The sequence below is a fragment of the Anaerobacillus sp. genome, assembly GCF_046314235.1.
GTDB lineage: Bacteria > Bacillota > Bacilli > Bacillales > Anaerobacillaceae > Anaerobacillus.
The window spans coordinates 1-22538 of record NZ_JBKBWN010000002.1 but is presented as its reverse complement, the minus strand read 5'-3'; the positions used below and the strand labels follow the sequence as shown (position 1 = coordinate 22538).

At 36.5% G+C, this 22538-nt stretch carries 17 protein-coding genes; 5 read left to right on the top strand and 12 right to left on the bottom strand.

What is annotated here, in order from left to right; genetic code table 11:
- Positions 1 to 8: 8 nt before the first annotated feature.
- The 4 genes from ACK4M9_RS02190 to ACK4M9_RS02175 all read right to left on the bottom strand — a co-directional run bounded on the left by ACK4M9_RS02190 (position 9) and on the right by ACK4M9_RS02175 (position 7741).
- A complete protein-coding gene (locus ACK4M9_RS02190; protein ID WP_409847436.1) occupies positions 9 to 3593 on the bottom strand; it encodes a dynamin family protein in 3585 nt (1194 codons plus the stop codon).
- Between the two features lie 121 nt (positions 3594 to 3714).
- Positions 3715 to 4935 (bottom strand): ribonuclease H-like domain-containing protein, encoded by a 1221-nt coding sequence (locus tag ACK4M9_RS02185; protein ID WP_409847433.1) that lies wholly within the window; start codon positions 4933 to 4935, stop codon positions 3715 to 3717.
- Positions 4935 to 7202, bottom strand: coding sequence for a DEAD/DEAH box helicase (locus ACK4M9_RS02180; RefSeq protein ID WP_409847430.1), 2268 nt, complete (start codon positions 7200 to 7202; stop codon positions 4935 to 4937). The genes ACK4M9_RS02185 and ACK4M9_RS02180 overlap by 1 nt, the downstream gene beginning before the upstream one ends.
- A gap of 332 nt (positions 7203 to 7534) precedes the next feature.
- Positions 7535 to 7741, bottom strand: a complete 207-nt coding sequence (locus ACK4M9_RS02175) for a hypothetical protein (protein ID WP_409847427.1) — start codon at positions 7739 to 7741, stop codon at positions 7535 to 7537.
- Between the two features lie 310 nt (positions 7742 to 8051).
- On the opposite strand from ACK4M9_RS02175, the gene ACK4M9_RS02170 reads away from it, so the two are divergent.
- The gene (locus tag ACK4M9_RS02170) at positions 8052 to 9272 is read left to right on the top strand and encodes an ATP-grasp domain-containing protein (protein ID WP_409847424.1); all 1221 of its coding nucleotides are present in this window, start codon (positions 8052 to 8054) and stop codon (positions 9270 to 9272) included.
- A 507-nt stretch (positions 9273 to 9779) separates the two neighbouring features.
- Positions 9780 to 10226 (top strand): CotY/CotZ family spore coat protein, encoded by a 447-nt coding sequence (locus tag ACK4M9_RS02165; protein WP_409847421.1) that lies wholly within the window; start codon positions 9780 to 9782, stop codon positions 10224 to 10226.
- Between the two features lie 75 nt (positions 10227 to 10301).
- On the opposite strand, the gene ACK4M9_RS02160 is transcribed toward ACK4M9_RS02165, so the two are convergent.
- A complete protein-coding gene (locus tag ACK4M9_RS02160) occupies positions 10302 to 11375 on the bottom strand; it encodes a YheC/YheD family endospore coat-associated protein (RefSeq protein ID WP_409847418.1) in 1074 nt (357 codons plus the stop codon).
- A gap of 88 nt (positions 11376 to 11463) precedes the next feature.
- On the bottom strand, positions 11464 to 12813 hold the full coding sequence (locus ACK4M9_RS02155; RefSeq protein ID WP_409847415.1) for a YheC/YheD family endospore coat-associated protein: 1350 nt from the start codon (positions 12811 to 12813) through the stop codon (positions 11464 to 11466).
- A gap of 215 nt (positions 12814 to 13028) precedes the next feature.
- Between ACK4M9_RS02155 and ACK4M9_RS02150 the strand changes: the two genes are divergently transcribed.
- Together ACK4M9_RS02150 and ACK4M9_RS02145 are read left to right on the top strand one after the other, a co-directional pair.
- On the top strand, positions 13029 to 14408 hold the full coding sequence (locus tag ACK4M9_RS02150) for a UDP-N-acetylmuramoyl-tripeptide--D-alanyl-D-alanine ligase (protein WP_409847413.1): 1380 nt from the start codon (positions 13029 to 13031) through the stop codon (positions 14406 to 14408).
- A gap of 12 nt (positions 14409 to 14420) precedes the next feature.
- Complete coding sequence (locus ACK4M9_RS02145) at positions 14421 to 15494, top strand: YheC/YheD family protein (RefSeq protein ID WP_409847409.1); 1074 nt, start codon at positions 14421 to 14423, stop codon at positions 15492 to 15494.
- A 116-nt stretch (positions 15495 to 15610) separates the two neighbouring features.
- On the opposite strand, the gene ACK4M9_RS02140 is transcribed toward ACK4M9_RS02145, so the two are convergent.
- Together ACK4M9_RS02140 and ACK4M9_RS02135 are read right to left on the bottom strand one after the other, a co-directional pair.
- Positions 15611 to 16639, bottom strand: coding sequence for a YheC/YheD family endospore coat-associated protein (locus ACK4M9_RS02140; protein ID WP_409847407.1), 1029 nt, complete (start codon positions 16637 to 16639; stop codon positions 15611 to 15613).
- A gap of 23 nt (positions 16640 to 16662) precedes the next feature.
- Positions 16663 to 18000 carry a YheC/YheD family endospore coat-associated protein gene (locus ACK4M9_RS02135; RefSeq protein ID WP_409847404.1) on the bottom strand — a complete coding sequence of 446 codons (1338 nt, stop codon included), beginning with the start codon at positions 17998 to 18000 and terminating at the stop codon, positions 16663 to 16665.
- 186 nt (positions 18001 to 18186) lie between these two features.
- Here ACK4M9_RS02135 and ACK4M9_RS02130 point away from each other — a divergent pair, with 186 nt between their 5' ends.
- The gene (locus ACK4M9_RS02130) at positions 18187 to 19410 is read left to right on the top strand and encodes an ATP-grasp domain-containing protein (protein WP_409847401.1); all 1224 of its coding nucleotides are present in this window, start codon (positions 18187 to 18189) and stop codon (positions 19408 to 19410) included.
- Between the two features lie 92 nt (positions 19411 to 19502).
- On the opposite strand, the gene ACK4M9_RS02125 is transcribed toward ACK4M9_RS02130, so the two are convergent.
- The 4 genes from ACK4M9_RS02125 to ACK4M9_RS02110 all read right to left on the bottom strand — a co-directional run.
- Entirely contained in the window at positions 19503 to 19889 is a 387-nt protein-coding gene (locus ACK4M9_RS02125; RefSeq protein WP_409847398.1) for a hypothetical protein, read from the bottom strand.
- Between the two features lie 129 nt (positions 19890 to 20018).
- Positions 20019 to 21146: a Ger(x)C family spore germination protein gene (locus tag ACK4M9_RS02120; RefSeq protein ID WP_409847395.1), complete on the bottom strand. Its 1128-nt coding sequence runs from the start codon at positions 21144 to 21146 to the stop codon at positions 20019 to 20021.
- On the bottom strand, positions 21139 to 22230 hold the full coding sequence (locus ACK4M9_RS02115) for a GerAB/ArcD/ProY family transporter (protein ID WP_409847392.1): 1092 nt from the start codon (positions 22228 to 22230) through the stop codon (positions 21139 to 21141). The genes ACK4M9_RS02120 and ACK4M9_RS02115 overlap by 8 nt, the downstream gene beginning before the upstream one ends.
- Positions 22231 to 22245: 15 nt before the next feature.
- Positions 22246 to 22538: spore germination protein (locus ACK4M9_RS02110; RefSeq protein WP_409847389.1), on the bottom strand; the 293-nt coding region annotated here is incomplete at its 5' end.

Sequence of the window (22538 nt, the reverse complement as noted above, 5' to 3'; positions counted from 1 at the left end):
CAAAGATTTTAAAGCAAATACTTGCGTAAATTCTCAAACTCTTCTTGCAACGAAGCTTGTTCTCTTTGATCAAATAATGCTTCAAACCGTTTCAGTTCACGATAAATCGCCTCCTTAAGACGGCCTTTTAATACCTTCTCTAATAATTTAAAATGCTCGTTAAACTCAGTTTGATAACGACGGGCACTTTCTTCAATGACGGCGCTTGCCTCTTCGACACCATCAGCAACTAGTACCTCTTTTAGGCTTTTAACCAAACCATTTTCAAAGAAGTCTTTTTTCGATTTAATAAAAGATAAATATTGATCTGTTTCTATTTTTATGTGTAGATCTATAAGGTCAACATTTAGTGGTTCTACTTCAATTTCATCATCGATGTACAAAAACGGAAGCTGTTTTTGTAGCAGCGTACTTTCATCAGAGAGCCATTTCTTAGCACGCTCTTTAATCGCTTCTTCCATCCGAATAACAGTCGCTTCTAATTCTTGTTTTAAAAAAAATTCTCCTAGGCCACGCCATTCTTTAATTTGAGCAGTCAATTGCTCTTGCAGTTCCTTTTTACTTGAACCAGTAATAACAGAAACATTGATTGCCGAGCCAAAGTAATCATTTAGAACAAAGCGCATTCTTTCTCGTAAATATAAAACTAATTGATCAAATTCAGCAACAACATCTCGGGTTGCATAAGAAAATGAAGCTTCGTCTATTTTTTCTATTTGCTTATTTACAATGAGCTTTAACTCCTCATGCTTTTTCTGCTTTGTTGACGTTTCTTCCTTCATAAACGCAATACTGTCGTTTACTTTATTTAGTAACTGCTTTAACTCCGTAGTAATCATATTTAGGCTAAGTTGCTTTAATTCTAGCACGGTATAATCATAAAATGCCTGCTCAAACAGAGAAAAGCTCGTTTCTTTGTTTATGGCTTGTTTTTTACTTAATAATCCTTCTTTACTTGATAGATGATAAAGTCTTGGCGTACTTAGACCATTTCTAACAAGTTGATCATAGACGTGCTTTTTAACACCGTTTAACTCACCTGCACTGCTTGCTAAGTCAGCAGCGTTAATGACAAAGTATAACTTGTCATGCTGAAAGCTTTCATTCACTTTGGCCATTTGTTGTAAAAAATATTGATCAGCCTTTGAGAACGCATGATTATAATAAGTTAAGTAAAAAATCGCATCAGAAGAACGCATTTGTTGGAAGGCGACATTTGTATGACGACCATGAATCGAATTTACACCTGGAGTATCAACGAGAACGATCCCTTTTTTTGTTAACTCTGAGTCGTAATAAATATGGACTTTCTCAATTAAACAAGCTTTACTTTCATCCGCAACAAATTGTTGCAGGTCCCCAATCGAAACGATTAGGTCAGTTCCTGTTTTCCAAGTAGTAGAAGCTAGGCTTGCTTTGATCGTTAATAAATACTCAGCATATGTTTTTTGCCAACTAGAGATATAGTCTTTCATTGCCGGCTGCCAAGAAGAAATATTATCTACAGATAGCTTAGCATCTAATTGCTCGGCTACAGCTTGAATTTCCTCATTTAAGCTTTCTTTTGATTTTAAGCTAACGACAACCGTACCATGTGGGTACTTTGCTGTAGAGCTTTGTACAGTACTGACAGTAGCAGTTGTTGGGTTCGGTGATACTGGTAACACATCGTCTCCTAAGAGCGCATTGGCAAAGCTTGACTTTCCAGCACTAAAGGCACCAAATAATGAGACAATAAATGCTTGCTTCTCATAACGCTCGATCCTCTCGAGGAGGTGCGTTCGCTCTCCAGCTAAGATAGAAGTCTTTTCATAGGTTAATAACGTTTTTTTGACGTTTTTTAACCACTTAGCCGTATCCTCTTCAGAGAAACTGATCGTTTTCGCTTCATTGTCGATAAAAATATCCGTTTCAATGACACTATCATTTTCAAAGCTAACGTTAGTAAACGTAGCTTTTTGTTCTTTAGGGTAATACCCTTGCATCGCTGCGATGATTTTCTCATTATGATGACGATCATCAGGAAACTGCTCCAGTTTTTCCGTAACCTTTTCTTGAAGTTCAAGATAATTTTCAGTCACTCGCTCCATTTTCAGACTATATTGACGGATTTCTTTAAATTTAGCGAGCTTTTGGTTTAGTAAAATTAATTGCTCACTAATATATGGTTTTAATCCTTCAATTTGCATTTGCAAAAGAGTTTTTGCTTTATCACGTAACTCTTTCACAATGACACTCGTGATTTCCCCAGTAAAAGTATAGACATATTCCCGGTTAGAATGTTCTGTCAAGACACGAGAAGATAGTAATTGTTTCGTAACGAAAAAAGGTAAGTCACTATAAACTTTCTCAAAAGCTTCGACATTAGAAAGACTGGTTCGATCGACTTTTTGAAAGAAGGTTTGAACATGAAATTCTAATTGTGATTTCACTTTGTCTTGTAGCTCGTTTAGTAGCTTTTCTAAACGTCTCTCTTGTTCTTCTATCGTTTTCTTTTTTGTAAAAAAGAGGCCGACCTTAAAGCCAGGTTGCAAACTCTCAATCCAATCGCGAGCTTTATCGGTCGTCGTTGCCGGAAATAAGGTGACGTTTTTAAACAGTTTCCCTAGTTCATTGTCAAACTTTGCCCAAAGCTCCTCATCGTATTTTTTTAATGACGCTACTTGTTGTGTAAGCTGTTTTTCCTCGCTTAATTGTTCTAGATCATAGCCTTGCTCTTTCATCTCAGAAATCAACTCAAGGATTGATTCTTGTTTTTCCTCCTCGAGGCGATTCTTAACAGAATGATAAAACCCGTTTTCTAATCTTAGTAAAGAGCCTCCAGTCAACTGCTTACTTTGATATAGCAAGCCTTTTAGCTGTTTCTCTAGAAGCGAGAACTGATTTAGTGGATGCTGTTGATTTTTCATCGAAGTGAAGTACATCGCCATATAATGAATGCCCCAATTTCGAAAAACATCTTCGACAGACTTTTTAAACATTGAAAAAGGAATTTCCGCTTCGTTATGTTTGTCTACTTGATTAATGACAATATAAATCAACTTTTTTTCTAATGATAGTTGCTTTAAAAAATAGAGATTCGTTTCTGATTGAACATGATTGTAGTCCATCACATAGACAATCGCATCTGTCGTATAAAGCTGTTCTACCGTAACTGCTTCATGGGTTTCGTCAGTAGAATCAACACCTGGCGTATCGAGAATACAACTATGATCGCCAAGGAATTCAAGTGGCGCCGTTATCGTCATTTTGGCAATGTCGCCTCCGTTCATCCCCCACTCTCGTACTTTATTCCAAGGAATTTCCCCATACCAAAACTTTGGTGCTTCGCTTTTAGAATGAACCGTTAAGCCTTGTTCCCCATTTTTTATCTCAATAATATTGGCACTTGTTGGAATTGGGCTCGTTGGTAGGACATCTGCTCCTAACAATGTGTTTAAAATTGTTGATTTACCCGCTGAGAAATGCCCACAAAAAGCTACTTCAAACATCCCACTTCGTTTTTTCTCGTCAAGCTTAGCTATCCGCTGTTGTTCTTCTTTTGTAAAGGGGATGATCCCCTCTTGGGTTAATTGTTGTTTTTCTTTTATCACTGTTTACACCATCCTTACCTCTTCTACTATAGCGAATTTTCGAAAAAATGAGAAGAAAGAAGAAGCGGTAAAATCATCATTATCATCTCCAACCTCATTAGGAGATATGAAATGCGTGATTTTACCGCTTTTTAGTTAATCGTTCCATTCTTAGCTTTAGATCATCGAGAAGTTTTTTTTCTTTTAAAAGCCTCGCCATTTGTTTTTGTTTATGATAAGCCATTTTAGAGTAGTAGAGTGCTCTCTCAAGATCTTTTAATTGGTGCTCGTAAAGTTTTGCTAATTCAATACATGCTACAACTGCTGTACTCCCATTTTTTTCAGCAATTAATAAAAAGCAATCCATTGCATCTTCTAGTTTTTTTTCTTTTTTTAAAAGTAGCCCTAAAGCTAACAGTGCATCGTTTTGGCGGCTCGAACTACTTTTAGCAACTTGTTGATAAAGGTCCGTAGCTCTTTGAATTTGTTTTTCTTTTTCAAACCAACGAGCAATCTCATAGGTTTCATTTATCGTAGTAGGAACTCTACTTAATAGTTTTTTCGAAAGTTGAATATAAAGGACGATTAAAGATAAAACGTCCATTTCATTGTGCTTTAAGACACCCTCAATAATTTTCGGATCTTTTTCTCGTAAATAATCAAAATACAATAAAGGGGCTAAACTACCAGGTGTATCACCATCTCTATTAATATTTAAAATCTCTTTTTCTACGATCGAAAGCCGGCACGATGGAAGCGTATCTTTCCAAAGTCTCCTTGAGGCATGAAGCAAGTCATAGTGGCCAAACTTCGGTAGTTTTGGTACTTGATCCCTAACTAATGTATGCCTTGTCCGAACTTGTGGCCAATCAAACGCCTTGCCGTTATAGGTAACAAGATTTGATAAATCCTTAACATCTTCCAAAAAATGATAGTACATCGCCGCTTCATGGGCTGGGCCCGGTAGAAAGAATTGCTTTACCTTAACAGCATCGCCTTCAAGATGACAGTACCCAAGTAAAAAAATAGTATTTCCTGTGCCTGTTCCAAGACCTGTTGTTTCTGTATCAAAAAAAATTAACTGTTCCTCACTGACTCCGTTCGTTGCTAATGGATGATTTACTCCTGCTTTATTCCACAGCTCTACGACTGCTTTAAGTTCAGAAAAGCGGTGAGCACCGAGCTTATAATCAAGCGGGTATTCGATCTCCCGAAAAATCGTCCATTGCTCCTCTAAAAAGCGGGGCTGTCCTTGCAAGTGAGACCAATCTTCTTTTAACTCTATTGTTTTTGTTTCTGGCAATGGTCGATCAGGTAATTGCATATGGCCTTTCAGCCGCGATAGCTTATTTTTAAGAGACATTATCCACCTCCCACTTCTAAAAGGCGTCCCAGTAGCAAAAGCGACAACTGTTTTGTATTTTCCTTCGATCCAACACCAACACAAGATGGGCAACCGGCTTCACAAGAACAGGTTTCGATAAATTGTTTTGTCCGCTCTAGTATGACGTTTATATGTTTATAGACATCATCACTTAAGCCGACACCGCCTGGATAACGATCATATAAAAAGATCGTAGGCTTGCCCGAATGGACTGCTTTCATTTGTGGAACGACACGAAGATCATTTCGGTCACACATACAGTAGACGCTAGAAACCGCTTGTAACACATGAGATAGACCAATAAGGGCATTTTCTAGCGCTTCTTTGCCGATTTCTGCTTGTACACTTTCTTCAAATTGAATCCACGTTGCGTTTGTATGCAACTCTTGTTCTGGCAAATGTATTGGACCTGAGCCAATTGTTTCAAACGTCGACAGTTTTATTTTCTTAAAAATCGTCGCCATTGCATTTACAGTGACATCACCAAATTCCACCGAGCAGCTTGAATGTTTCTTATGTTTATCAACCTCTAACACTTTTAATTGAACAGCTAAATTAGCATCCGTAAAATAATCGACATCAACTTCACGGACAAACGCTTTTTTCTCTTCCCAATCTAATTTCTCAACTTGAAATTGCGTTCCTTCATGTAAATAAAGAGCCTCATCGTGAAGTAACGTCATCGCACTAAACGTATCCATCTCCCCAATCACTTGGGCATTTGCAATATCCGTTTGGTCAATGATAATGACGTTTTCCTGGGCAGCTGATCGCAAACTAATGTTATGTGCTGGAAACGAATCGTTCATCCAAAACCATTTATTTTGTTGATAATGTAGCACTGCTTCTTCCGTCAAGAAATGGAGCACATCTTCGATTTCAACACCGTCAAAGAGGTCACCTTGCTTAAAGGGTAGCTCATAAGCCGCACATTTAAGATGGTCAACTAAAATGATTAAGTTATCTGGATTAATTCGGGCATGTTCCGGTGTTGCCTCAAAGAAGTATTCAGGTTGCTGCACTAAAAATTGATCAATCGGCGTAGAGTTGGCGACCATAATAATCAGTGCCTCATCATGTCTACGACCAGCTCGCCCCGCTTGCTGCCAAACACTAGCGATAGAACCTGGGTATCCAGTCATCACACATGCTTGAAGCTGACCAATATCAACGCCTAGTTCAAGAGCATTTGTACTAACAACACCTTTAATATCGCCGTTCCTTAAGCCTTGTTCAATCTCGCGACGTTGCTTTGGTAAATAGCCACCCCGGTAACCCCTAATCGATTTTCTCCCTAGCTCTCTAGCAACTAAGTCTTGCAAGTGACTAAGAATAATTTCCACCCGAACACGACTTCTCGCAAAAACAATCGTTTTAATATTGTTAGCTAGTAGCTTTGTCGCCAGTCTTTTTACTTCGACTGTTGTACTCTTTCTAATTTGCAATGGTTGATTAACAATTGGCGGATTGTAAAAAACAAAATGCTTTTTCCCACGAGGTGCACCGTTATTATCAATCACTGTCATTTTCGTTCCAGTTAAAGTTTCGCTTAATTCTTTTGGGTTTGCGATTGTCGCTGATGTACAAATAAAAATCGGATTACTTCCGTAATAGGCACAAATCCGCTTCAAACGCCGAATCACATTTGCGACATGGCTACCAAAAACGCCGCGATAAATGTGGAGCTCATCTATCACAACATATTTCAAGTTTTCAAATAACGATACCCACTTCGTATGATGGGGTAAAATCGCCGAATGAAGCATATCCGGATTTGTGATGACAATATGTCCAGCCTTACGAACAACTTGGCGAATGTTAGGTGCTGTGTCACCATCATATGTAAATCCTTTTATATCGGCGCCAATTGCTTCAATAATTTCATTTAATTCGCTACGCTGATCTTGAGCAAGTGCTTTTGTTGGGAAAATGTAAAGCGCCCTACTCGATGGATCTTCGCAAATCTGTTGTAAAACCGGTAAGTTATAACATAGTGTCTTTCCAGAAGCCGTTGGAGTAATCGCCGTAAAGCTTTTCCCTTCTCGCGCGAGTTCATACGCTGAGCCCTGATGGATATATAATTCATTAATGCCCCTCGTTTTAAGGGCATCAATAATTCGTTTATCTAAACTTGCCGAAAAAGGAACCGTTTTCGCCTTCTGACCTTGTAACTCATGCCAGTGGACGACATTTTCATCGTCCTTTAATTCTGCAATAAATTGCTGAAGCGATAATTTTTTTAGCAACTAAATCACACCTCTCTATAGTGAATTATAGAGAATGTACGTTTGGTTTGTAAAGGGGGAAGTTGTTTAGATTAGTATAGATGTGATATCTGCCTTAATCCTACGCAAATGACCCTTTAAGAAAAGTGATATCAAAGTGCTATCTATCTGCTAGCAGCTGATACCTAGATAAAACTGTAGGTCCCTCTATTCTCTTTGCACGTCACCAACTCCAATTATTAATCACTGCACCATTCTCTTCTCACTGTAAAACTCCGATTAAAAAAGCAGCTGTTTTCTAAATTCAAATTAAGAAAAAGCTGTCACATAAGTGACAACTCCCTCTTAATCAATTAACAGCCACAATGGCGAAATGGGATAACCATCTTTGGTATACAAGGATCATTTACATTCGAAAAATCTAGTTGGTACCTCTTACTTGCAAAACAACAGCGCCAGCTAAATGCACCATCAATTCCTCTAATGCGGCGCTTATTTCGACGCTTTTTCCAGCGTTTTCTATCGCGTTTTTCGTAATCACGGCATTTCTTAAAGCCCATCTCTATCCCTCCTTTACAGTAGAATATGTGAAAGAAGGTCTAGCAGTATAAGCTACTAACCATTGCAGGTCCAGTCAAATTAAAATGTGCGAAATACCGATAGTCAGCAATTATTTTTTTACTTTTTTCTATTGCTAACCCAAAAATCTATAACAACAACACTTTTCCCTAGTCATTTGAATATGATATCTCGTGAAACCACTCTAATTTTACCGAATTAAAGAATTCTTGATTACGGCATAAAATATAATCTTAGATGGAATTTAGAAGTACAGCTAGGCTATAGCTATTAGGAGCTGAATGTTACTTTATGGAAACTATTGTCTTTCTCGGAAGTCAAAAGTCAGGGACAAGTCGAGATGCAATCCGAACTGCAGCAGAAATGGGATATTTCAATGTCCTCTTTACCAATAAAAAGAAGCATCTCCGCGAAAGAGAAGCTTTTAGCGAAGTTCACGAAATGATTTATATTGAGGAATTGTTAGATAAAGACACTATTGTTAAGGAACTTAATATCCTTAATACGAAAGGAAAAGACGTTAAAGCAGTTGTAAGCTTTATCGATCCTTTTGTTAGTCTTGCAGCAGAGCTTACCGGTTTTTTCGGACTTGTTACTCTTTCTGTTGAGGCATTATATACTATGGAAGATAAATGGCGCTTTCGTGAAAAACTTAAAGGGAATGAAGCAACCCCGTTTTTTTCAGTATGCTCCCTTGAAGAAGCCCAAGTAGATATGATTAAATATCACAAACTACTGCCACTAGTCATTAAATCACCAAAATCAAGTGGTTCAAAAGATGTTTTACATGTCGAAACAGAACAAGACCTCAACAAGGCGATAAGATATTTTCAACGACGAAAACTTAATTCGCACGTCATTATCGAGGAATATCTTAAGGGACCTCAATATTTAGTCGAGGTTGTTGTCAATCATTCCGAAATTTCAGTCGTCGCTATCATCGACCAGGAAGTCTCATCCTTTAACCGATTTATTATTACCGGATATGAATATCCAACCCAACTTTCGTTCCAATCACAAGCTAAACTAATTGATGCCGTAAAAAGTATCGTTTGTGATCTCGGCTTACAACACGGAACATGTCATTTAGAATTACGTCTAGTAAATGGTCAGTGGAAGCTTATTGAGATTAATCCTCGAATGGCCGGTGGCGCGATGAATCAGCTCATCCTTGAGGCGACTGGAATTAACCTAGTTAAAGAAACAATCAAGCTATACCTTGGCAAAGAACCTTCACTACTCCCCACCTATAACAAACATGTTTTTGCGCAGTTTGTAACTGTTGATGCCACTGGTAGATTATTGAAAGTAACTGGTAAGACGAAAGCGAGTAAATTTGATTGTATAAAGGAAGTTTATATAAAACCACATAAAGGTAGTATTCTCACTCCCCCTCTATCAATGGGAAATCGGTACGCCTTTGTTCTAGCAAGCTCAGAAGTTCCTAATCAAGCAAAAGAGATGGCTAAATTAGCCGCAAAAGAAATTCGGTTTTATTTAGAGCCGCTGTAACCGTAAAGTAGTGATTAAGGACATCATTTCCTAAAAACTGTAAAAGTCAGTCCGTAAAGCACCCGAATTAGGACACCAAATCCTAAAAATTGTAAAATTGAGTCCGCAAAGCACCGGTATAAGGACAGCAACTCCTAATAACTGTAAAATCCAGTCCGCAAAGCACCGGTATAAGGACAGCAACTCCTAATAACTGTAAAATCCAGTCCTCAAAGGGCAGGTATAAGGACTCCAAATCCTAAAAACTGTAAAATCCAGTCCGCAAAGCACCGGTATAAGGACAGTAACTCCTAATAACTGTAAAATCCAGTCCTCAAAGGGCAGGTATAAGGACACCAAATTCTAAAAACTGTAAAATCGAGTCCACAAAGCACCGGTATAAGGACACCAAATCCTAAAAATTGTAAAATCCAGCCCGAAAAGTTCATTAACAAAAATAGAGTTTCTTAAAGCTTATAAAATCGGTACGATAGTTTCTATGATTTTCAAGGAAAAGGAGGGAATATAGTGGATAAAAAACATAAAAAATGCTGCTCTGTGTATAAAGCATTAAGAGTGATAAAACTACAGCAAATTCAATTAGAAGGTTGCCAAGGTGAATGCTGTTGCAGTAGCTTACTAACGAAGATTGTAAAATCAGATACGATACCTTTCATGCTCGCTACTCCTAAAGGGACTTTTAGTGTAGAAGCTGAACAAAAAAAAGATCATGAACCATTTTCAACAGCATTTTTTCGCCTAGAAGGACTTAAACCAGAATCGTGTCAAGCGATCATCTCACTATTAAAGCCTTTGACTATCGATGATGAAATAGCTGAAGACTTAGAAGATCTCTATAGGTTAGAACGAACAGCGATAAAGATAAAAGTAGATCTTTGTAAATTCTGTGCAATTAAGTGTCTTGATATTAAATTACTAGCAAAGAAAAAAGTTATTATCGAGCCTAAATGCTAAAATATTAGTTTGAAAAATCCCCAAACGAAGCGATATTGGGGATTTTTTGCATGATCATTGAAAAACTCAATTGAACTATGCTAACGTATCTAATAAGTAGTTTCCATAGCCAATAGGAGTTGAATAGGTTGCTTTCCATGTATCTAGCATCCTTGCATTTTTAAACATTGTCCGGAGATCTCTTCCATTAAACCCTATAAACATTGGATCCCCGTTTGAGGTTAACCCTATATCTAATCCTAAATCAGCTAAGTTTGGTAATTTTTTAGCAAGTTGTTTTGCAATCGAAAGTGACAGTTGTTCAATTTTTTGAAACGTTTCCCCAAAATCTAATCTCCCTTCGAGTAAACGATCTAATTGGGAAACACGGCCTCCTCTAGCTACATTTGTTACGAAATGTCCAGATTTCGCAACTTTACCAACAACACCGGTTACTTGCCAAGCTCCTTGATGATTTCGTTGAACAGAAACACGAAGATCAAATGGATTGCCTTGAAATGTCGCTAGTTGAATCCGCTCCTGGACGAGATAATTTTTTTTGGAGATCGTCTTAATCAGTACATTTGGTAAATCACTCGAAAATGAAATTTGCTTTAAACGTTTTTCTTTTTTATCAATGTATGAAAGAACATTCTCACTATTACGACGTTCAATCATCATTACACCTATACCTAAACTACTGCTGTTTGGCTTAATGATTAATTTATGATTGTTCTCCAACATCGAAAAGATATTTTCTTCTGTCGCTTTCAACGTCCTTGGCAGATAAGGGATAAGTTCCTCGTTTTCTGCTAATAATTCATGAATTTTTAACTTACTATATCGATTGCATTGATTGAAAATAATAATCCCATCATCGACCAAACTTTGTAGTTTAACTTTAGCTTTTTTTGAAAAAGTGTGGGCCCGATTATGAATCACCTTTGGTGTTGGTACAGCCATTTTTTTATACGATCCATCTATTTTTACAAATGCATTTATTTCTGTATTCCCCTTTGAAATATCTTTTAAGCGAAAAAAACAAGGGGTTAGCCCATACATTTTCCCTGCCTCTTCATATAATTCAATATTTTCAAATCGAGTTTTCCCCTTAGGAATCCCTTGGAAGATTTTATCACTTAATAAAACACCTATTAATTTTTCTACCATTTCATCAACTCCTACTGAAACTCATATACAGTACTATATGAAGAGCGTTCAGCAAATGTTAAGATCTGCAGCAAAAATAAGCATACCTCTACCTCGAGAGATACGCTTTATTGCTGGTGCTCGGAAAGCCAGCTAGAGCCTTCGCATAATTTATCGGAGAATTCATAATTTCTTGTCGTAACTGAGGTTCCCTTAACAAAGCGAGACTTTTGTGACCATAGCCACTATTTGCTTCTAGAAAATAGATATTGTCATTATGATCAAATATAAAATCTAACGCAATATCACCATAGTGACCGCCGAATTGATCAATACTTCGCCCACAAAGAATACATGCTTCTTCGATTTTCTTTATTTTTTCGCTAGCAGTGTTTTCCTGATAGCCATACAAGTGCATTAGTGCCTCTTTTCCTGCAATTAATTTTTCAGTAAATCTTATATTTGTCGTAATATTTCCAGAGCTAGCAACTCTAGCTATACAGCCTCTAAATTTCCATTCCATTGTTCCATCCTTTTGTAGGTAAGCTCGAAAGTCAATGTTTTTACCATCGAATTGGAAAGGTACTCCTTGTTGAACAATATACTTATGTTTTTTTAGGATGTTACCTAAATGTTCTTCCATCTTAACACGATTGATGAACGAATGTTTTTGTTGTTTATTATCAATGACTTCAAATCCTTGATCTGTTTTTCGCACCTGATAAATACCATTACCTAGACCACCATACCTTCTCTTTAAATAGAGCATCGGATACTTTTCTAGCAAAAGGTAGATTTGCTTCATTTGTTCTAGGTTCTCAGTGTATGGTACGAAACCTTTCGTTAGCGGATTTTCCGTCATCCAACTGTAAAACTCCCATTTTCCAGGTTCATTCTTATTAAAACAAGTGTCCCCGATGATGTCGGTTAAGATCTTATACTTCTTTCCTAAACGTAAAAAAGGGCGATGAAATGCAGCGCAAGGAAACGGAAAGGTACCATATGTCCACTGCTCTTTCTTTCGCTTATTTGGATTGTAGTAATAACCATTTACAAAACGGTTTTTTATATCGATTTCACAGATTGGGATGACATAAATTAACCCCTTTATATTTTTATAATCATTTAGCCAACGAAGCAGAAAATTCAAGTTTCTCAGTTTAATTTTTTCAAAATTATAGTAGCGGATCATTCCGATAAAAGGTCCTAGTACGAACCGCTTGTCTTTTAATTCCCACTCAAACTCTAAGTCCTCAGGAAGTGTTAGCTCAGCGAAGAGCCTTTTCGGTATCCCAACAGTATGAGCATCTAGTTCATCATTCGTACAAATCGTCACTTCATGTGTTAACATCCCTAACTGTAATGTTACCTTTTCGACTTCCATTTGATATTTTCTTAATGTCTCGCTATTAAAGTAAATTCGGTCATGTTGATCGCTCTCGACTCTTTTAACAAACAAGAAAATACACCCTTTACTAAATACTTAAGCGGAAGCTGGTTCGCTTTATCCATCTATATGATTTGGTGATTTAAAAGGTACGTTACAAAGTCTTAAAATAAACCCAAATTTGACGAAATGTACACGGCAGTTAACCAAACTACGAAAGTATTGTTACCTCAAAATCCTTTCTACATATATTGATTAAGACTAATCAAAAAGAAAGGACGTTCTTCGTGAATTCAAATCTCATAAAGGAAATACTTCCTATTCTTAAAGGGACGATCATGACTGGAAATGAAGAAACATATTTTAATAAAGTTGTTACAAGAGTAAAGCATGTTAAACCTTATTCATTGTTATTTTGTATAGACAAAAAAGAAGCTGAAGTCTTAAAAAAAACAAGCTTACCTCCTTGTATTGTCGTTATTGACCATGTAGATCTTGTCAATCATTTGGATCAAGAAGGTGTTACGGTAGTGACCGTAAAACGAACAAAGGCTGCCTTCCGAAGGTTTCTTTCCTACTACAGAAGTATCTTTGAAATTCCGGTTATCGCTATTACTGGCTCTACAGGTAAAACAACGACAAAAGAAATGATCACTCATATTCTAAAAAAACAAGGAAACGTCAAATCTACAATCTTAAATTATAATTTATTTCGCTCAAATGCTGCTGTGTTGTTGAGATTTGATGAAAAAACTGATTTCGCTGTATTTGAATTAGGTGTAGGCTACAGAGGACATTTATCACTTTGCAGTAAATATTTTGGTCCCTTTTCTACAGTTATTACAACAATTGGCGCTGATCATATTAGTAGATATGAGTCAAAAGAAGATTACATTCAAGAGAAAGCGAAAATCTTTAAAGGCTTAGGGGAGAAAAACGTAGTCGTATTAAATGCCGATTGTGAAAATACAAAAAAAGTCAATTTATCAACTATTAACAATAAAATATATACCTTTGGATTTAGTGATGACGCTGACTACAAAGCATCTAACTTTCATTATGTCGAAAACGGGGTTAAGTTTACATTGACGAATGAAAACAAAATATACGAAGTGTTTGTTCCAGGCTATGGCAAACATAATGTTTATAATGCTCTTGCGGCTATTACAACAACTAACGCTCACGGCATCCCTATTGAAGTTTCAATTGAGAGATTAAAATCTTATAAGCATCCGAGACGTCATTTAGAAGTTTCTACAGGGTTAAATGGCGCAACAATTATTGATGACACTTGGAATACAAACTCTACCTCTGTGAAAGCGGCCTTAACGGTCTTAAAAGATATTTCAAAAGAAAAGAAAACGGTCGCGATATTAGGACAAATAAGTGAACTTGGCACAGAAGAGGAGAACGAACATAGGTTAATTGGTCGAGAAGTTTTTTCCAAAAAAATTGATAAGTTGATAACTGTCGGAGAAACAGCTTCAATGATTGCAAATGAAGCAATAAAGATGGGGATGAAGAATGAAGATATCTTTCCTTGTGTAAATGAATCCGAGGTCTTATCGGCAGTAGCTGAACTTGCTGATCCAAATTCGATGATTTTAGTGAAAACTTCAATGCGTCAATCATTCAGAGATTTTATGAAAAAGCTAAAAAAACGATAAGGTGGTGTTCATGTGGATCAAAAATATGTCGGTGTCATCTTACCTGATGGGATATACAAGGTGCTTTTACAAGGAAAAAGCCAAATAAATGTTAGAGCCTATCAAGAGGCTGGTGATCACTTTGGTTTAACGCCTCTGTTTTTTATCGTGAAAAATTTAAAACCAGGTAGAGATGAAATAAACGCTTTTATAAAAAGAGAAAATGGATACAAGCTTGAAACCTTTCCTATTCCAAAAGTGATTTACAGTCGAAGCTTTTTAAGTAAACGACAAATGAACTATTTATCAAAAATGAATGTGCAAATCTATAATACAAAAGGGATTAGTCAAAATAAATATAAGATGAATCAAATCATTAGTGATAATAAAGAGTTACAGCCATATTTACCGGTTACTGAAAAGGCCACAAAAGCGACGTTACAATCGATGATGGAACGTTTTAGCCGCCTAATTCTAAAGCCGGCAAACGGCAGCTTAGGTGGCGGCATTATGAAGCTCGTCAAAAAGGCTGACGAAAGTTGGATGCTCCATTATCCCGTTGCAAGAAGAAAATGGGAAGAAGTAACTTTTACTAACGTTTTTCCAGAGGTGCTGTTAACGACAATTGAGGCAAAAGCCTATATAATTCAAGAGCAAATATCGCTTGCAAAACATCAAGAAATGCCATTTGACATGCGCGTTGTCGTTCAACGTGACCACAGTGGAGATTGGGTTTTAGCCGGGGTTTTATGTAAGGTCGCAACACAAAAAGATAGATTTGTGACCAACATCAGTCAAGGAGGTCGTTCATTAAGCTTTGATCGGGTTTTCAAATCTCATCCTTACTTGTCTTATCAAAAAGTTTATGAAGAAATCGAAGTCGTTTCATTAAAGATCGCTAAACATTTAGAACATTATACGGACCATATTGCCGATATTGCCTTAGATTTAGCAGTAGACGAAGACGGACATCTTTATTTTATTGAAAGTAATTTTCGTGGTAGGTATGGAAATGTTAAATATAAAGGAAAGAGGTACGAAGAATGGCGAGCAAAACATTGGAATCCGATTGGCTATGCGCGGTTTCTAATTGAAAATTCCGATTAAAAATAAAGGATACGTTTAAGACGCAGAGTGTCATGACATTCTGCGTCTATTGGTTAAGAAAAGCGTAAGTGCTCACACTCATCAATGTTTTTGTTTCTACATTAAAAGATTTATTTTCAAGCCCTGCTTCCTATCTTTGCATTTTCCGCTAAATATACAGCATAAGGGATTAGATATCTGGCAAAATCTAGTTCCCGTGTTTTACTACCAGGACGCCAATTTACTTCGTAGAGCCAAATTTTCCGCTGTTTATCGATTGCAATATCAATTCCTAACTCATCAAAACTTTTATTATATAAGCTATCAAAATGGTTTGAAAACATTAAGGCAAATTGCTCTAAATATCGTTTCATATTAAAGTGCTCCTCTTTAAATTCATCAACTAAAAATGCATCAAGAACACCTCGAAACCCGCCACCACTGATATTATTGATCGGTTTTACTCCCCCTGCAAGCCTCGGATAAATTCGATTAATTATCCACTTACCGTCGCCATCTTTTTGGACATGCATTCTAAAGTCGTAGGAAGTCCCTGTTATTGTTTGGCATGTAATAAACTTTTGAATTAAATATTTTTTGGACTTTAATTTCGTTTTATAGAAATTTTTTAAGCTTTTCAATGTTACTAGTTGTTCAGTTTCTCCATTAAATAAACAATAGAGATGCTCTCGCTTTTCGAGGAAAAACACATTTTTTCCTTTACTACCTGAAAATGGTTTTATGACAACTTTGTTATATTTATTTAGGAAATGAATGATTGTAGAAAAGTTTTTTATTTTGTTAAAAGGAATGATATAATCGGCAAACTCTTTACCTTCTTGTATTTTTTTATAGACATTCATTTTTGTCCCTACCGAAAAGCTAGTAAAAGGAATTTTTTCCTTCAATGTTCGATAAACATTTTTTTGCATTGCCGTTTTAGGGCCACCTGCATTATATATTACATCAGGGAACGGCATCTCTTTCTGCTTCCACTCGCCACTATCGTATACCCATGCTAATATTGTTTCATTCTCCAAATTGACTTTTCCTGGTGAAAAATAAAAAAAATCATACCCTTCTAATTTTGCAATCGCAGCACAAGCGTATGCCTTTTTCAATTTACTAGGGTGCACACGATAATGGAGCATTCCAATCATAGTCATTGTCATTCTCCCTTTCTGTCAGCTCAATCAGGCAGAAAACCAGCTAGCCTTTTTGCATATAACATGTTTGCATACCTAATTTTATTTACTAACCCTTTATTGCCCGCAAATGAGGCCACAAAGTCGTTAGGATTTCGATGATTAATTTCTATTAGCCATACATTTCCTTGGCTATCAATACCTAAATCAATTCCCAGTTTTCCAAAATGCATCCCGCACCTTTCGATAGCAACAGCAGCATTTATAGCAACCTCACCCAATTTTGAAAGATAGTGATTTACTACTTTTTCGTCCTCAAAAATTCTCGTTAACGTAGTTTTTGCGATCTCGACCTTACCACCACGGTGACGATTACTAACGATATTTCCGATTACACCATTTCTACCAACTACTCCATAAACCTTCCATTCACCTGTCTGATCCTTTACGACAATGACTCGAAAATCCACGATAACATCATTTGTTAGCTTCAGGTTCAAAGGTTGTTGGACAATAAACTTTTCTGGAATAAAGGATTTTTTTAGAAAACTATTAGCCTCTTCTTGACTATGAAATTGATATTCTTCTTTTTCTCCATCGACGATTGATTGTACCTTAATAATAGTAGTTTCCTTTTCTATTTTCGTTACTTTTTTCCCTTGCATTCCTTTGATTGGCTTGATATAAGCAGCCTGGTACTTTTCTAGAAATTCTCCAATATCAACAGGTGATGAATACAATACCGTATCCGGTAGAAAATCAGATAATTCCGGGAAAACATTTAACCATTTATACATTTCCCACTTATCGAATTTCGCTGAATTAAAAATTTTATTTCCCAAAAGTGATTGAAAGTGCCACTTCCACTCATTAGATAGTGATGATCTACGAAAAATTGCTAACGGATAAGGATAAACCCCTTTAATCCACTTTTTTTCTGTATGGTTAAATACATAGCCAATGATTGTTCTTTTTTCTATATCAATGCCTTCATTGGAAAACGCTAGAATGACACCACCAATATCATCATATTTTCGTACATAGCGACCTAATTTCATAACCTTTTCGTCTAACTCCTCCAAAGTTTTTGCCGCCACTAAACCGATATTCGGTCCTAAGTTGAGTTCGTTGTCTTCATACTTTAGTTCATAAATAGCAAATAACGGGATCATCAATTCCTCAACGACTTCTTTAGAAACGAACATTTCCTGTTCATTTATACTCTCTGAAAAAATAATACTTACTTCACATACCTGCAGTCCGAAGCGTAGTATAACCCTAGGCAAAAAGTGTAGTTGTAATCTAGACATATCGCTAGGATGAACGATCACTTGCCGCTGCTCCAGTGTCTTATCTAACTTTACTTTGAGTTTTTTTCCCATAACGCCCCCCATTACCAACTAACCACTTTTTAAACTTTGAATAAAAATTCCTCTTTGCTATCGTATTCGCTAAATAATGAATGGTCACTGCTAAAAGATAGGCAATATAGCTAAAACAAAAAGGAGAAAACTTACATACAATACAAAGGATAATTTCTAATGTGTTTATAAGGTGGGTAAGATAATATGCAGACAATTGTATTTATTGAAACAAACAAGTCAGGTTCAAGTCGCGATGCGATAAAAGCTGCAGAGGAAATGGGCTATTTCACTGTCCTTTTTACAAGCCGAAAAAAAACAATAGAACAACGAAAAGAATATCCAGATGTCCATGAAATGTACTATGATGAACTAACCAACTTAGATCGTTTAAGGTCATCAATCGATAGAATAGTGAACGATGGAAAACGCGTTAAAGCGATTGTAAGCTTCGTTGATTCGTATGTATATCTAGCTTCTCTATTATCTGAAGAGTATTGCAATAGTAAAATTCCCGCAAAAGCTGTTGATATTATGGAAAATAAGGTGAAAACACGGCTTTCCTTAAGTAATAATCAATACAATCCACAATTCGTCATCTTTCATGAGACAGATTCCTTAGTTGAACTCATCGCACAACAAGAGCAATATCTCCCTGTTATTGTTAAATCACCGTGCTCAACAGGATCAAAGGATGTCTTTTTAGTTTCTACGATAAACGAACTAGAAAAGCGTATTAAACAACTACAAATTAAGTGCCCGAATGAACCAATTTTAATAGAGGAATATTTAGAAGGGACACAGTTTTTAATAGAAGCTTTAGTCTATGATAATGAAGTTACTATTGGTGCTATGATTGAACAAGAAATTACAAAAAACAAAAGGTTTATCGTTACCGGATATTCAGTACTAGCTGACGTTTCCACTGAACAATTATATGAACTAGAACATATATTAAAGTCTCTCATCACAGATCTCGGTTTTACAAATGGTTCACTTCACGTCGAAATAAGACAGACAAACAAAGGTGAATGGAAATTAATAGAGGTCAACCCGAGAATGTCCGGGGGAGCTATGAACCAAATGTTAAACGCTGCATTCGGAATCAATTATGTTGAAGAAACACTAAAAATTTGGTTAGGGATAAAACCTTCTTTAAATCGCACGAAAAACAAATATACGTTTACCAAATACCTGACACTCGCCGCGAGTGGTATTTTAGAAAAAGTGACAGGAAAAAAGAAAGCGACAAACAGTCCTGGAGTCGTCGACGTTTATGTCAAACCTCGAAGGGGCTCAAGACTTTCTCTACCTTATTCGATGGGCAATCGCTATGCTTATGTTATTGCTGCTGCAAATACGAAAGAAAAAGCCTTTGAATATGCTAATAATGCTGCTAAACAAATTCAGTTTCATCTAGCAAGTGATTAAACGAAAACCGCTAGAATGTGATATCCATTATCTAGCGGTTTTGTTTATTGATCATTTTTCTTGGTAACTCTGTTAATTAACCGGAAATGCTTTTATATTTTTTTGTTATCTTTTACCAACTGAGGCAGATGTTCTGCACTTATTTGATCTTCCAATGTTAGTCCGTCTTCATACGATCGATAGGTCATAACGACTTGATCAGAAGTATATACTTTAAAAAATAAAATACGCTCAATAACCCCTTTTCTGACTTCCAATATAAAGGTTAAATCTTGTATTTGCAGTTTGTAGAAGTCATAAGTAATTCCGAGCAATGTCTTACTCGTTTTCTGTACATTATCATGAGTTTTCACCATTTCTGCAATCTCTTGTACCGTTACTCCTTTATGAATGATGTCATTCAATGTTTCAAGGATAGAATGAGCTTTGTCACTTAACTTTTCAAATAAACTTTTGGGTACTGTTTCTTTTACATCCATGTTTCCTCCACCTTCCGTTATACGATTCCTACTTACAACTGAGGTTTATATACAAAACCTAATATAGAGACCGTTTTTCCATTCACGACAGCAGACTGTCCGAACGTAGTCTGCGCAATTCATTTGCGGTTATTTCACACTACCAAAGCCTTTTAATTTCACGTTTACATTGATAGAAATTTTTGCGTCTGGATAGATCTCCTCTTTCCAGTTCATCCCCTTCCATTTTTGATAACTGGAACTATTTCGCACAAATTGACCAAGTCCTAGGCTGTCTGTTTGTTTTTCTTGCATTTCTTTGATTATTTTTTGACCAATCTCTTCAATATACTTTGCTAGTTTCTGTTCAATTTCTTTTTGCACTTCATCGTCTGACAAATCTAAATGACCAGTGTATTCATCTACTCCGCCTCTAACAAGTAAATCGATTTCGATTTCAGAGGGAGACTTGACATGGACCTTGCGAGTCGATTCTAACGTATTAAAGGTAAGGTATAAATAATCATCTTCCTTTGGTTCATCTTTTAAATCCATTTCAACGGTAATGTTACCACCTAAATAATCGCCGTGGAGCATCTTAAAAACACGACCATCCTTGGGATGAACTTTTATTACTAACTGATCTCCTTTAAATAACCCAATTCCATCCAAAATAATCTCTTCTTTGCCTTGTTTGATTAAGGGCACAATCGGATCAATACCATCATCATAATAATCGCGAATGAATTGGTATAATGACGTATCAATCGTAACATGAGTTTTAGCTTCTTTTTCAATCATTTCGTAAATATAGCGACCCGTTCTGGGGTGTTGTTGATAGTCAGCCATTAGTAGCTCTTTAGGACTTCCATTAACAACAATGACTTTCAAATTTAAGCCGATGCTGTGGTCTCGGTTTAACGTATCAATCGTATCTTTAAAGCCTCTTGCTGCTAAATTGTCTCCAAATAAGACGGATCTTAATTGACCACTTACTAATACACGTTCAGTTTGCCTCGCCAACTGGGTTCGCCCTTCTTTACTCGTATGTGCTGTAGTTGTTAAAGTCACACGATCCGTGACAGCAGTGGGTGTTACTTGGGGGAGGGAAATCGTAATTATGAGGATCCCCTCTTCTTCAGCATTTTTTGCTTCATTTAGTTCATATCCGACTGAGTTAATGAAGCCGAGTTGCTCAACAATTCGTTCTTGGGCACAACCTGTTCCTAGGATAATTAGAGATGAACCAGTAAATAAGGCTAATAATAGTTTACGCAATGTCTTCCTCCCTCCTTGCTTTCTTCGAATTGATCCAAAGTAGTAAGATCAGTAACAAAGGAAAACAAAAAGCAAAGACTATATAAGGATTGATGACGAAGCTAAACCACTCATTGACTTCCCTTTGAATTGTTGGAATTAGTGAGACTAAAAACGTACTAGCAAACAGTAAAATAAGTAGTTTTTTCTCCTTCGTTTTCTTAAATATTTGCTTACTGACTTCAAGTGCAGCCCAATGATAAAAAACAACCGTGACCATTATTTTCAGAAGAAAAACACCAAAAACAAAATTCTCGATCCTTTCGATCACAGGGGTTTCCATATATTTTAAGATTTCATAAGTAGGATACAAAACCTGACGCATTTGATCGAGACTAAAAAAACCCATACCCATAAAACAAACTGCCGTATAAACAAACGTCGTAAATAAATGTCCACCGACTATCGCTTTCCCGAAATTGCCATCTGGTTTTACATAGGGAATTAAAAACAACACTAGTTCAAACCCTAAAAAAGCTGAATAGATCTCTAAGCTAGTGGTTACTGGGTCGAGTGCATCTTGAAGTAAAAATGGGGTGATCCGGATGAAACTAAACTCATCAACAACAAGTAATAGTAGCAATAATGTCCAAATCGTCAGATAAAAAATGACAAGGGAAGTTTTCGCCATATTGTATATCCCTTTACTAACGAAGTAGAGAGCGACGATGGCAAAGTAGCCCAATAATAGGTTCGGATTAATATCGGGAAACATCGTTAACTGAATCAGCAATGTATAATTTTTGGCGACCAATATTCCTAGTAACCCAAAAGTTACAATCATATACACGTATAATGGATATAAAATCAGCTTCGGCAAGCTAGCTTCTAAAATCATAAAAATCGATTTGCCATTCCCTCTTTTATAGAAAAGAATAATGAAATAAATGTTGACGAGAACGATGGCTGATAAACCAATAAGCCCAATCCAACCATTTGTGCCAAATGCTTCTGCTACCAATCGTGGCAAGGCAAACAAGACAATGCCAGATTGAATTAAATAGACAATAACAGCTAACTGGGTATAGTGTATTTTTTCATTCATAGTTAATCCAATCCTTTAATGCTTCATTTTTTGATGGACCTTGTTTGTAGTTTTTGTTTGTACTGGCCTTTCTTTCAAACCCCAATACGGAGCGCGAATAAAGATATCCTTCCAATCCTTAAAGTAAAAAGGTGATACAGGAATTAAGTATGGAGCTTTCAAACTTGTTAAGCTCGAAATGTGGATTACAAAAAAGGCCACCCCAATCATAATTCCATAAATTCCAAGGAACCCTGCAAGCAAAATTAAAATAAAACGAACAATACGGATCGCATTACTCATGTTATAACTAGGTAAAACGAACGACG